Source organism: Pontibacter sp. CAU 1760 (genome assembly GCF_054482735.1).
The window spans coordinates 1-13,330 of record NZ_JBTLRL010000010.1 but is presented as its reverse complement, the minus strand read 5'-3'; the positions used below and the strand labels follow the sequence as shown (position 1 = coordinate 13,330).

Genomic DNA, 13,330 nt, shown 5'->3' with positions numbered 1-13,330 from the left:
GTGAGACATATAGTTTCACCCTTTTGCTTTTTATAGGGGTATGACTCGACCTAATCTATTTGTGCTGTAACAACCACTGGTAAATTTTCTCGGTGTCTTCTTTGGTGCACAGCTGTGAGCCAGGCGTCATGGTGGCCGCGGTTCCGGCGGCTACGCCAAAGCGCACCATTTCATCCAGCGACATTTGCCGGAGCAAGCCCAGGGCCATACCCCCTACCATACTGTCGCCAGCTCCGACAGCGCTTTTCTGTTTCACCGCAGGAGAAACTATGTAGGATATGCCTGTTTCCTTGGATGCCAGCATGGCGCCACGCGGCCCCAGGGAAACAACTAACACCTCGCACTTTCCTTCATCCAGAATCTGCCTGGCAATCTGCTCCTGCTCCAGCACGGTTACCTCCTCTTTGCCCACCAGGGCGGCCATTTCATGCTGATTCGGCTTGAGCAGGTATACCCCTTCCCCGGCGGCCTGCAACAGAGCATCACCCGAGGTATCCACAATGAGCCGGAAGCCGCGCCGATGCGCTAACTTGGCGAGTTGCAGGTAATAGTCCTCTGGCACTCCGGGCGGCAGGCTACCACTCGCGATCACGTACTCCGGCAGTTTGGCATCCGGCATTTGCTCCAGCCAAGTCAGTGACGGGCGCCATTCCTCCTCCGTTACCTCCGGCCCAGGCATGCCAAAGCGGAACTGATTACCCGTATTCCTTTCCATCACCATCAGGTTCTCACGTGTCCAGTTCTTGGTCGGGATGGCCTTGTAGCTGACCTTCTCCTCTGCTAGCAGGTCGCACAGGATCTCACCGGGAGAGCCCCCTGATAAGAACCAGGCACAGGACTCACCGCCCAGCTTTTTGATGGCCCTGGATGCATTAACGCCACCACCACCGGGTTCGTAGTACGGGCTTTCGCAGCGCATCTTCTTTTCAGGCAGCACCTGGTTTACAAAGGTGCTTTTGTCTAGCGCCGGGTTAAGTGTAATGGTGATGATCTTTTCCATAATTCAGATAGGCTGGGTACGTAGTATGGCAGTGGGCAAACACCACTAGCGGGGTTAGGTTTTAAGTTGATTCCTTAAGAAATTGAAAACTCGCGATGGTCTCCGGTGGCAAACGTGTGGACCTCGCCTTTTATTCCTATCTCTACGGTTTTCTGCCAGCCCATGTCTACCTTTACCATTACCTTTTGCCTCGTAAACTGCAACGAGATCCAGTGGCTGCGGTAGCGCACCTGGAAGTTAAGGCAATCTATGTTATCGGGCAGCACAGGGTTCAGCCAAAGCACATTGTCACGTATCTCCAATCCTGTAAAGCTGCGCTGCACCAGGTCCACGGTGCCTGCCATGGCCCCCAGGTGAATCCCCTCCGGGGTAGTGCCTCCCTGCACATCCTCCACATCGCTCATCAGGGCCGTTTCAAAGTTGCTCCAGGCACGCTTCCTGTCCGAGCGGGCCAGCACCCAGGCATGCACAATCTTGCTAAGGGTGGAGCCGTGCGAGGTCCGCTGCTCGTAGTAGTAAATGTTCTTCAGAATGTCATCCACAGCAAAAGCATACCCCAGGAGCTCAAAAATGTGGATCAGCTCGGTGGCGGAGAACAGGTAAAACAGCATCAGCACATCAGCCTGTTTGCTTGCTTTGTAACGGTTCACACTGTCGCCTTCGCTTTCCAGGATGCGGTCCAGCCGGATCGACTCGCCGTACTTTTCCTTGTACGCGTCCCACGGAAACTCCAGCAATTTATCATACCCCTCAAACTGCTCGATAATTTGGCTATCTCCGATAAAGGGCACATACATTTTATGGCTGATCTCGCGCCAGCGCGCCACATCGGCATCCGTAATCTCGCACTTCTGAAAGAGCTCCGCAATACGGGAATCATCGAGTATCTCCAGCAACTGCAGCGCGCGCTGTATTACCCAAACGGCCATGATGTTGGTATAGGCATTGTTGCGCAAACCTGGCTCACTGGAGTTCGGGTAATTGGTATGGTACTCGTCAGGGCCAACTACATGGTGAATCTCAAAGCGGCCGGTCGCCTCGTTATACCCCGCAATGGTAGACCAGAAAAGCCCGATTCTGAATATCATCTCGGCACCCACAAACGTGAGGAACTCCATGTCTTCGGTTGCCTGGAAATATTGCCAGACATTGTAGGCGATGGCGCCATTGATGTGGCGCTGCAGGTGCGTGTCGTCGTTTAGCCAGCGCCCCGACTTTGGGTTAAGGTGGATAATCTGCGTTTCTTCCTGGCCATTGCTGCCACTTTGCCACGGAAACATGGCACCACGGTACCCCGCCTGGGTGGCTGCAAAAACAGCTTCGGGCATACGCCGGAAACGGTATAAAAGCAGCTCACGGGTAAGCTCGGGCAAGCGTAGGTTTAGGAATGGGAAGATAAAAAGCTCATCCCAGAAAATATGCCCCCGGTACGCCTCCCCGTGCCAGCCGCGTGCGGGCACCCCTGTATCCATACCTATGGAGTTGGGTGAAACCGTTTGAAGCAGGTGGAAAATGTGCAGCCGCAGGATGGGTTGCGCGCTGTTGTTACTGGACAGTTGCATGTCGCAGCGGTACCACAGGCGCTGCCAGGCTTGCCGGTGGTGCTCCAGCAGGTGCTGAAAGCTCCCCTGCCGCTCGATGTTTTTGCAGGCTTCCTGCAGCGGCTCCGTAATCGCATTGTCGCGGGAGGTATGTACCTGTACCACCTTCTCGACCCACACCGCTTGCCCCTGCTGGCAACCCACCTTAAATTGCTGCACGATGTAGCCCGCTTCTGTTTGCGTTGCCCCCTGCGTAACTGGCCCCTGTGGTTCTGTGCATACGCGGGTGCGGGCTGCCTGCGCCATCCGAATGTTAGACTGGGAGGACTGGACAAGCAGAAAGATCGTATTATCGTTGTGGTGCCCCTGCTCGAGCGGCTCGAGGTGTTGGCTGGCCAGTGTGCGGTAGCGGGCCACGCCCAGGTTTTTTACCCGACCATCCAGAGCAGATGCTATCTCCAACTCCCCAGACCAGTTCAGCGGGGTAAGCTCCCACTCCAGGGCGGCCACATGGGGGTTGGCCATGCTCAGGAGGCGGCGGCTCTGGAGCGTGCTTTCGTGGCCGGCTGCGTCCCGAAAGTGCAGGTGCCGCGACAGGACGCCCTGCTGCATGTCCAGTTCCTGCTTGTAGCTCATCACTTCTACCTTTTCCAGGCCAAACCACTCTTCCGCGCCAGCGTGCCGAAAAGAAAGGCATAGCCAGTTAGGCCAGTTCACCAGATCCTCATTGATGATTTTCCGCCCGGACACTTCGGATGGCAGCCTGTTGTAGCCACCTGCCAGGTAAGTGCCCGGGTAATGGACCTGTTCGTCTGCGGTGGCTTCCTCAAAAGCCCCGCGGGTGGCCAGGTAGCCGTTGCCTAACGTACAGAGCGCCTCACGCAGTGGCTGCGCTGCGGGGTCCCAATTCTCATATAAGATCTTCCAGTCATACATCTTGCTGTTTTTTGATGGTACGCGTCAGTGACTCCAGGAAGGCTTGGACCTCCTCCACATCCTCCAGTCTGTACTCCGCAGCTGTCTGCTCGTCGTGCTCCCCTACCATAATCCCGATGCCCTGGCCCTGCAGCGTGGCAAAGGCGTCCTCATCGGTAATGTCATCGCCAATATAAATGGGCAGTATACCTGGTTTGTTCAGGTCTAGTTCTTCCATCAGCCAAAGCACTGCTTTGCCTTTGTGCCAATCCAGGTTTGGCTTCAGTTCCATGATCTTCTTGCCTGGTCCGTTTTTCAGTTCCGGGTGCTCCCCGATCACCTCTTCAGTCACCTGCAATACCTTGGCAACCTGCTCATCCGGAACGTTGCGGTAATGCACGGCAATGGCATACCGCTTGCGTTCAACCAGCACCCCTTCCACATCCTTCAGCCGCTCGTCCAGCGTTTTGTTGGCTTTGTCGAGCGCGGGAATGGCAGCCTTTGCCCCACCCGGTTCTGTGTGCATGTTGTTGGGGCCGGAGATATCGAAGCCATGCGAGCCGGCATAGTATAAATTATCGAGTTGCACCAGGCCGGCCACATTGGCCCGGTCGCGGCCACTTACCACGGCTACGCTGCAGACATCTGCCAACCGCTCCAGGGTCTGGCGCATCTCGGTTGTTAAAACGGCTTTGTCCGGGTCTTTCACGATGGGGCTCAGGCAACCGTCATAATCCAGAAAAATCGCGGGCTTTTTGCCGTTCAAAAGTTTCGGGACATCTACCAGGGCAGAAGGCAGCTTGTGCGCATCGTGCTTCTGGACTAGCGCGTTTTGTTGGTCTTTCATATTTTTAGTCTGTTGGGAATTGTTGCAATGCCAGTTCGGCACCGTTTTCTATGAGTTCTTTTTCTTGATTTGTGCGGTCGATGCCGACAACCAGTGCAAAGCCGCCGGCACGGCCAGCCTGCACACCCGAAATGGCATCTTCAAATATGGCAGTCTTTCCAACTGGCACACCCAGTTGCCTTGCCGCTTCTATAAAAACGTCCGGCGCCGGTTTGCCTTTCAAGTTGCGCTCCACTGCCACCTGCCCGTCCACCCGCACCTCAAACATGTCTGCCACACCCGCCGCTGCCAATATGGACCGGCAATTCTTACTAGCCGAAATAACCGCAAGGCGATACCCTTCAGCCTTTCTTTTCTTTAAAAAAGCAAGCGTGTCAGGGTATACCTCTACCCCCTGTGCCTGCATTAACTCCTGGAAGAATTCGTTTTTTCGGTTACCGAGTCCGGCCACGGTTTCCATGTCAGGCGTGTCTGCCGCAGTGCCTTCCGGCAGTAGGATGCCCCTCGATTGAAGGAAATTTCGGACACCGTCGTAGCGCGGGATCCCATCGATGTGCTGGCGGTAGTCTGTCGCGATCTCCAGGGGTGCATAGTTTTTGGCATCCTGTTGCCCGCGTTGTCGCAGGTAAGCATCAAACATCTTTTTCCAGGCAGCCGCATGCAACCGGGCGGTTTGCGTGATGACGCCATCCATGTCCAGAATCAGGGCCTGGATGTTCCGTTCTTTCAGTAACTGTAGTAAGCGGTTGGGTGGCATGCAGGCTTTTTTAGATCGTTAGACTGCTTATTTGATAAATGTACCCTGATTCAGGCTGTAAAGTTTTTAGATACCGATATTTACAGCCGCGGCAGAAAGGGGCATAACAAATAAAGCCTCTGGGTTGGAGAGGCTTTATTTGCTTGTATAGCATGTTCTGCTACGGTTTACACCTTTAAAGGCAGCATCTTATTTGCTTATGCTTCCGCGTTCTGCAGGTGGAGGTGTGCTGAAAAACCTTCGATTACCAGGTCAGCTCCTTTGCCCTCGAAGGCGTTTTCATTAGAGCCGCTGTCAACACCTACCACCAGGCCGAAACCACCTGTTTTAGCACCTTTCACTCCCTCTGGCGCATCTTCAAACACAGCTGTTTCCTGCGGATCAACACCCAATTGACGGGCGGCTTCCAGGTAAATGTCCGGAGATGGCTTGTTCTCCAGCCCAAGTTCTGAGGCAACCACTTTGTCTACACGCACATCAAACAGCCTTTCCAGGCCAGCACGGCGAATAATGGTAAGGCAGTTGCGGCTCGAAGACACGATAGCGGTTTTCATACCGGCCTGTTGTTGCTCCTTTACCCACTGTACGGCACTTTCGAATACCACCACACCGTTCTGCTTCAGCAGTTCATGAAAGTAAAGGTCCTTACGCTCACCCAGGCCTACGATGGTGTTTTCGTTGGCATCATCTTCTGCGGTGCCCTGCGGCAGTTCAACCCCACGTGAATTCATGAAGTTGCGCATTGCCTCGAGGCGCGGAACGCCATGCACAAAGGCGCGGTAATCCTCCATCAACTCAAAAGGCTTATAGGTTTTACCATCCTGCTCGCTGCGCTGCTTCAGGAAGGAGTCACAAAGTTTCTTCCAAGCTTCCGCATGAAGTACTGCCGTGTTCGTGATCACCCCATCCATGTCCAGGATAAGTGCCTTGATGTTTTTTTCTTTTATCAGTTTATTCAGATCACTCATTATAGTATGAATTAATTTTCGACACAAGATTGGCTCATCACCCACTTGTATGCAGCTATAGCCACATGGGGTACTGCGATACGTTATTGAACAGAACGTTGCGAAGGCATTACCTGGGTTCCGGCCTTAATTGGGTATACGCACTCAGGCCCAAAAACTTTGAAAAAATCCGAGCCAATCCAGTAACTGTGAGTCGAACTAAAGTTTATACCTGAACGCGCAGTCGCCTGAAGTATGCTAATTCCTTAACCCTGTCGGTTAAGTTGCGGGGCGACCTTAGGCTGCCCTTCCTTCAAATATACTGAATAACCGATTTAAATCGCCATGTTTCAGTTTAAATTTGGCGGTATTTTAATGGAAAAACCCTGGTTTATGCCCGTCAGTAACCAGAAAGTGTACTGGCTGTCAGGCATCCTCTAAAGCAAGCTGTTCTCTTGATTCGCGCTGCTGCCTCGCTGATGTATGAAATACTTGTAAGCTTCGGCTACCCAAACCACGGAGGAGGAAAGGACCAGAAGGATTAAAAGATCCGCTAAAGGCAAAGGTTCAAAACGGAACAAGCCTCGTAACAGCGGCGTGTAAACCACGACCAACTGCAGGAATACGGATACCACAAAAGCAAGGTTGATGTATTTATTACTGAAGACACCGATTTTGAAAACCGACTGCTGCAGCGAGCGCATGTTAAAGGTATTGAAGACCTGCGTCATGGACACCACCAGAAAAACCGCTGTCCGGGCCATGGTTTCTCCCTGTGGCAGGTAATAGGCAAAGGCGCCCAGGGCCAGCCCCAGCATGATAGTACTCATCAGCAGGATATAGGGCACCACATCCCGGTTCAGGATGCTGGCATCGCGGGCCACGGGCTTTTGTTTCATGATGTCACCGTGCCCGCGTTCAGCGGCAAGCCCCAGTTCCATCACGCCGTCTGTGACCAGATTTACCCACAGGATCTGCGTAGCGGTTAGCGGGAAGGGCCAGCCGATGGCAATAGCCACGATAAAAACCGCTACAGCGGCAAAGTTAGTCGTGAGCAGGAAATAGCTGGCTTGGCGCACATTCTGAAACACGATCCGCCCCTCTTGCACGGCACGCACAATGGTCGCGAAGTTATCATCCGAAAGCACGATTTGTGACGCTTCTTTGGCTACGTCGGTTCCGCGGATTCCCATGGCGATACCCACGTCAGCGCGTTTCAGGGCCGGCGCATCATTCACCCCATCCCCCGTCATGGCAATCAGGTAGCCTTTTTCGCGCAGGGTTTCCGCGATGCGTAGTTTGGTGCCCGGGCTCACACGCGTAAACACAGAGACCTGGTCTACCAGGCGGTTGAATTCCTGATCGTCCACATCCAGTTCGTCTTCCTGCAGAACCTGCAGCGTGTCTTCGCCTGTGGCCTGTCCATCCAGAATGCCGACCTCACGGGCAATGGCGGCACCGGTTTTCTTGTGGTCCCCGGTAACCATTATCACGCGTATACCGGCCGTGCGGCAGGCAGCAACCGCTTCGGGCACCCCTTGCCTGGGCGGGTCCACAATACCGGTAATCCCTACCCAAACCAAGTCCTGTATATCCGCTGCTTCTGCCACGTCCATGCTTGTTGGCGCCTCGCGGTAGGCAAGCGCCAGCACGCGCATCGCATGGTCGGCCCATTCCTCCATCTTCTCCTGCACCTGCTTTCTGGCGTCCTCGGTTAATTCCTTAGGGCCGTCAGAGGTAAGTATGTGCGAACTGAGAGCGAGTATTTTTTCGGGTGCCCCTACCGCCAACAGCTTTCGCCCACCCGCTGTTTCGACCAATGCCCCCCGAAACTTCTGTTCCGAGCTGAATGGCAGGTCATCCAGCGGCTTTACTTCTGGCAACCAATCAGCGTGGTGGTCCAGCACCTTACGGGCCAGTACTAGCAGCGCGATTTCGGTGGGGTCCCCAATGGCTGCTGGTTCATCGCCGGTACCGGTAGGGTTTTTAGCTGCCCCCTCCTCAGGTAGTGAGGCATTATTACAGTACCGGGCAATCAACAATAATTTCTGTAGTACCTGGCTTTGCGTAGCGTCATAAGGCTAGTCGTCCTTTTCCAGTTCCCCCTCTATGGCGTACCCGGTACCCGACACACCCAGTTCCGTCCCATCGCCCAGGTATACCCGTTTCACGGTCAGAATGCTTTTGGTCAGCGTCCCGGTTTTGTCCGTCATGATCACAGAAACAGAGCCTAACATCTCGGTGGCGGTAAACTCCCGGATAATGGCGTGCTGTTTCGCCATCCGCTTCGCCCCGATGGCCAGCACGATGGAAATAACTGCAGGCAGCCCTTCAGGGATAGACGACACGAGGGTTGCCACTGTAACGAGCAGTACCTCATCAGAGGGATAATCCCGCACAAAGTACCCCAGCACAAACACGATGAGGGACGTGGCAATGGCGATGACGGCCATTTGCTTGCCCAAGCGCTCTGTTTTTTTCCGGAAGTTGGTTGTAGTAGATTTAATGCTGCTCAGCGAACTAGATATCTTACCGAGCTCGGTATGCTGGCCCGTCGCCACTACCACAGCCCGGGCGGTACCGCGGGCCACATGCGTGCCTTTCCAAACCATGTTCAGCCGGTCTCCCAGGTTAGCACCCTCCGGAAGCGGCTCCAGTTCCTTTGTGATGGGCAGCGACTCGCCCGTGAGTGAGGCCTCTACGGTTTGCAGGTTCTTTACTTGCAGCAGCCGTGCATCGGCAGGTATACCATCCCCTTCCTCAAGCAGCAGCACATCGCCCGGAACCAGCTCGCGGGCCTCCACTTTCCGGTTCTTGCCATCCCGCACCACAGTAGCCTGTTGCTTAATCATGCGCTTGAGCGACTGAATGGCCTTCTCTGCTCTGTACTCCTGGAAAAAACCCAGCAAGGCGTTGAACAAGATTACGCCCATAATCACATACACGTCCACCATATGATCGGCATACCAGGCAACGCCTGCCGCCAGAAACAGGATGAGGATCAGGAAGTCCTTGAACTGATTCAGGAAGAGCAACAAAGGGTTCACGCCCTCCGTGCCGGTCAGCTCATTAGGTCCATACTCCTGCATCCGCTGCTGCGCCTCCGAGTCGCTGAGCCCCTGGTCTTTGGTTTGCAGCTTTTCGAGCGTTTCATTTGCACTTATACTGTGGTATGGAAACTTCTGATCGAGAGCCATAGGCGATGTCTTGAGGAGGTGGCAGTATTTTGACACGAAATTGGCAATGCCGCTTCAGGCAGCAGGTGTTGAAATGGGTTTCATACCTTGCCGGGGTTAAGCGGCTGTTCGCAGCACAGCAACAATGGATTCAAATTCAGCCATGGAAACACATGAATCTACGTACTTCTATGTTTTTTACTGTAAAAGCCCAATAAAAGGATACAGAAGATTTTATCTCAACCTTAAAAATTTCTAATTTTAGGGCTTCAATTATTGCCGCTGTTTCAAAATCGTTCCAGCAACGTTGCCAACATGACCGGATCGGGTCCATTTGGTGACTGCCGGAGAATACTAAACTAATCGAAAAAAGATGTTAAAAAACCAATCACCAATACAAGCCAAAGCCTGGCAAAAGCTGGATGCCCACTACAAAGCCCTTGCGCCTCAGCACCTGCGTGACCTTTTTGCGCAAGACCCAGCGCGTTTTGACAAATTCTCGCTGCAGTCTGAGGACATGCTGTTTGATCTATCTAAGAACCGCATCACCGAGGAGACGCTGACGCTGCTGACAGAACTGGCAGAGGAACTGGGGTTGCCTGCCGCCATCGAAAGCATGTTCAAAGGCGAGCCGATCAATGCTACCGAAGGGAGAGCGGTGCTCCATACAGCCTTGCGCAATTTCACGGACGAAAAGCTGGAAGTAGACGGTGAAAACATCTTACCGGAAGTACGCGAAGTGCAGGAGCAGATGCGCGCCTTCTGTGAGCAATTGCACAGCGGCGAATGGAAAGGCTATACCGGCAAAGCCATCAACCACGTGGTAAACATCGGGATCGGTGGCTCTGACCTGGGCCCGCAGATGGTGTGCGAGGCACTGAAAAGCTACAAAAAGGAGCACATCGAGATTAGCTTTATCTCGAATGTAGACGGCACGGATGCGGCAGAGGTACTGCGCCACCTCGATCCGGAAACAACCCTGTTCATCGTCGCTTCCAAGACCTTCACAACGAAAGAGACCATTACCAATGCTAAAACAGCGCGTGACTGGTTCCTGAAAAAGGCGGAAGATAAAGCGCATGTAAAGAAGCACTTCGTGGCACTCTCCACGAACACGGAAGCTGTGGTGGAATTTGGCATCGCGCCAGAAAACACGTTCCGTTTCTGGGACTGGGTAGGCGGGCGTTTCTCGCTTTGGTCTGCCATTGGCCTCTCCATTGCCTGCGCGCTGGGGTATGATAAATTTGAGGAATTGCTGAAAGGTGCCGAGGCGATGGACAAGCACTTCCGCACTGCGGAACTGCGCCAGAACATCCCCGTGCAACTGGCGCTGCTCAGCGTCTGGTACACGAACTTCTTTGGCAGCCAGACCCATGCGGTGCTCCCTTATGACCAATACCTGCGCCTGCTGCCGGATTACCTGCAGCAGCTGATGATGGAAAGCAACGGCAAGAGCGTAGACCGTGGTGGTGAGCCTGTAGGCTACGAAACACAGCCTGTGATATGGGGTGCTGCCGGCACCAACAGCCAGCACTCTTTCTTCCAGTTGATTCACCAGGGCACTGTCCTGATTCCTTCTGACTTTATTGCACCCGCTATCAGCCAAAACCCGGTTGGAGAGCATCACCCGCTGCTGCTGTCGAACTTCTTTGCCCAGACAGAGGCCTTAATGAAGGGCAAAACCGAGGAAGAAGTACGCGAGGAACTCAAGGGCAAAAACATGAGCAGCGAAGCGCTGGAGCAACTGGTGCCTCATAAAGTGTTTGAGGGCAACAAGCCCTCAACATCCATCATGTTCAAGCGCCTGACGCCGTATACCCTGGGCAAGCTGGTGGCGATGTATGAGCACAAGACTTTTGTACAGGGCGTGATCTGGAACGTGTACAGCTTTGACCAGTGGGGCGTAGAGCTTGGCAAGCAGCTGGCCGGCACCATCGAGGGCGAACTGCTCGGCGATAAGCAGGCCACGCATGATAGCTCAACACAGGGCTTGATCAATTACTACAAAAATAACCGCTAACTAGCCGGCCACTGTTACGTTAAAAGCGAGGCATACCTGTTAACCAGGCGATGCCTCGCTTTTATGTTTCATACCATTACACAAATCCATACAGCTATACGGCACGCACACCGCCTTGCGGCCACTTCGCTCCTGCTCTGCTGCTTGCTTTGCCTGAGCAGCTGCGCCGACAACTCCTTTTTTCAGAAAGATGCGCAGGCTACGCCGGAAGAAGTGAAAGGCAGAGCCCCCGCAGGACCCGATAGTGCCTGGGTGATTGCGGGCCGGCACTACGACCGCAGCGGAGTGCATCGCTTTTTTTGGGGTGACCATCACCGGCAGGTATGGACCACCCCCGTGAAAGTGCCTGTTCTAAAATTAAACGCTGTTAATGGCGGGCTAAAGGTTTTGAAGAAGGGCGGTGGTTTCCAGACAACCAGCTTCACGCTTGAAGATAGCACAGGGCGGCTATACGCCCTGCGCTCCCTGGACAAAGACCCGGTGGATGTGGTAAGCCCTTTCTGGCGTAAAACATTTGTGGCCAACATCCTACGCGACCAAACTTCAGCAGCTAACCCCTACGGGGTGCTGGTACTGCCTATCCTGGCCGAGGCTGCAGGGGTATACCACGCCAGCTCTAAGCTGTTTTACGTGCCGTCTTCGGCGAATGGATTTGGCGCTCACGCCACAGCTGTAGGAGGCAGGGTTTTTATGCTGCAGGACAAATTCGAGACCCCCGATGACTTGTCGCCCGCTTTTAAGGGGGTGGATGATTTTGCCGACACAGATGCTGCCCTCAAGAACCGCTTTAGCTGCAACAACTACCATTTTGACCAAAAAGCCTTTGCCCGCGCCCGCCTCCTGGACGTGCTGGTGGGAGATTGGGACCGCCACAAGGGGCAATGGGAATGGGCACTGAAGAAAAACGGAACTGAGTACACCTACTACCCTATCCCAAAAGACCGTGACCAGGTGTTCCTGAAGATGAACGACGGCCTCATACCTGCCATCGCCACCAGCAAGTTCGTGGTCCGTAAGTTCCACAGCTTTGAAGAGAAATTCGACGATGTGCCAGCTTACATGATTAACGGGGCTTTTGTGGATGCCCGGTTCCTGAATGAACTCAGCTTATCAGACTTTACAGCTATTGCCCGTGACATGCAGCAGCGCCTGACGGATGCTGTTATCCAAAAGGCTGTGCAGCAACTGCCGCCGCCTGTTTTTAATTTGATAGGCGCAGAGCTCCTTTCTAAACTAAAAAGCCGCCGGGATCTTTTGCCAGAAGCTGCCAAAAAAATGTATAAAAAGTTAGCCAAGGAGGTAACCGTGGTGGGTTCTGATGAAGCGGAAGAGTTTATCGTAAAGCGGCTGGATGACGACCGCACCGAAGTGATCATGCAACGCCCTGCTCAGGATGGTTTACAGGGCAGAGTTTTATACCGCCGCGTATTCAACCGCAGTGAAACCGAGGAAATCACACTACACGGCCTCGGGGGAGATGATACTTTCATAGTGCAGGGAAAGGTGAGAAATGGACTGCTGCTAAAGCTTTACGGGGGTATAGGTGAGGACACTTATAAGGATACCTCGGAGGTTGACGGCTGGAAGCACCTGACCCGCATCTACGACACAGCCCGCGGGAACAACCTGCAGCTAGGCCCTGAGTCTAAAGACAGGACCACCCGCGATGTGCGCGTACATGCTTATGACCGGGAAGGAAAGTAAGCAGGTTTAGTACACACTGGCAATGAATGCGTTACTTTGTAGCGCAAGGGTCAGTAACGAGGCTATAAAATAAACTGTGTCAAAGGATTAGGAGTATTACCTTTAACACAGTTGACATGGAAGAGAAAAACGAGCTGGATCTGGAAAAGATCAAGCGCCAGTTCCTGGAAGAGTTTAGGAGCGGCAAACCCACCTTTGGCAAAGACGGCGCGCTTGGCCCCTTGCTGAAACACTTTCTGGAAGCCGCTTTGGACGCGGAGATGGACCTGCACCTGACGGATGAGCTACGCAAGCAAGGCGACCGGCGCAACGGAAAGGTGAGCAAACAAGTCCGCACCTCAGACGGGGTGATTGAAGTGGAATCCTCCCGTGACCGCTCGGCTAGCTTTGAGCCGCAGATCATCCGCAAGCGGGAAACGGTGC

General features: G+C 53.8%; 10 protein-coding genes. 3 read left to right on the top strand and 7 right to left on the bottom strand.

The window, feature by feature from the left end; translation table 11 throughout:
- Positions 1 to 55 precede the first annotated feature (55 nt).
- From ACXYMU_RS14570 to ACXYMU_RS14540, 7 genes are all read right to left on the bottom strand, one after another.
- Positions 56 to 1,000 carry a 1-phosphofructokinase family hexose kinase gene (locus tag ACXYMU_RS14570; RefSeq protein ID WP_458987142.1) on the bottom strand — a complete coding sequence of 315 codons (945 nt, stop codon included), beginning with the start codon at positions 998 to 1,000 and terminating at the stop codon, positions 56 to 58.
- 74 nt (positions 1,001 to 1,074) lie between these two features.
- On the bottom strand, positions 1,075 to 3,477 hold the full coding sequence (locus ACXYMU_RS14565) for a glycoside hydrolase family 65 protein (RefSeq protein WP_458987141.1): 2,403 nt from the start codon (positions 3,475 to 3,477) through the stop codon (positions 1,075 to 1,077).
- The gene (gene otsB, locus ACXYMU_RS14560) at positions 3,470 to 4,303 is read right to left on the bottom strand and encodes a trehalose-phosphatase (RefSeq protein ID WP_458987140.1); all 834 of its coding nucleotides are present in this window, start codon (positions 4,301 to 4,303) and stop codon (positions 3,470 to 3,472) included. Before otsB ends, ACXYMU_RS14565 begins: the two co-directional genes overlap by 8 nt.
- 4 nt (positions 4,304 to 4,307) lie before the next feature.
- Positions 4,308 to 5,060, bottom strand: a complete 753-nt coding sequence (locus ACXYMU_RS14555; protein WP_458987139.1) for a beta-phosphoglucomutase family hydrolase — start codon at positions 5,058 to 5,060, stop codon at positions 4,308 to 4,310.
- Positions 5,061 to 5,257: 197 nt separating this feature from the next.
- Positions 5,258 to 6,028: an HAD family hydrolase gene (locus tag ACXYMU_RS14550; protein WP_458987138.1), complete on the bottom strand. Its 771-nt coding sequence runs from the start codon at positions 6,026 to 6,028 to the stop codon at positions 5,258 to 5,260.
- A 416-nt stretch (positions 6,029 to 6,444) separates the two neighbouring features.
- Positions 6,445 to 8,046 (bottom strand): cation-translocating P-type ATPase, encoded by a 1,602-nt coding sequence (locus ACXYMU_RS14545; RefSeq protein WP_458987137.1) that lies wholly within the window; start codon positions 8,044 to 8,046, stop codon positions 6,445 to 6,447.
- Between the two features lie 42 nt (positions 8,047 to 8,088).
- Complete coding sequence (locus tag ACXYMU_RS14540; protein ID WP_458987136.1) at positions 8,089 to 9,204, bottom strand: HAD-IC family P-type ATPase; 1,116 nt, start codon at positions 9,202 to 9,204, stop codon at positions 8,089 to 8,091.
- Positions 9,205 to 9,556: 352 nt separating this feature from the next.
- On the opposite strand from ACXYMU_RS14540, the gene pgi reads away from it, so the two are divergent.
- From pgi to ACXYMU_RS14525, 3 genes are all read left to right on the top strand, one after another.
- The gene (gene pgi, locus ACXYMU_RS14535; protein ID WP_458987135.1) at positions 9,557 to 11,203 is read left to right on the top strand and encodes a glucose-6-phosphate isomerase; all 1,647 of its coding nucleotides are present in this window, start codon (positions 9,557 to 9,559) and stop codon (positions 11,201 to 11,203) included.
- Positions 11,204 to 11,266: 63 nt separating this feature from the next.
- Positions 11,267 to 12,907, top strand: a complete 1,641-nt coding sequence (locus tag ACXYMU_RS14530) for a hypothetical protein (protein ID WP_458987134.1) — start codon at positions 11,267 to 11,269, stop codon at positions 12,905 to 12,907.
- Positions 12,908 to 13,023: 116 nt separating this feature from the next.
- Positions 13,024 to 13,330: transposase (locus ACXYMU_RS14525; protein WP_458987133.1), on the top strand; the 307-nt coding region annotated here is incomplete at its 3' end.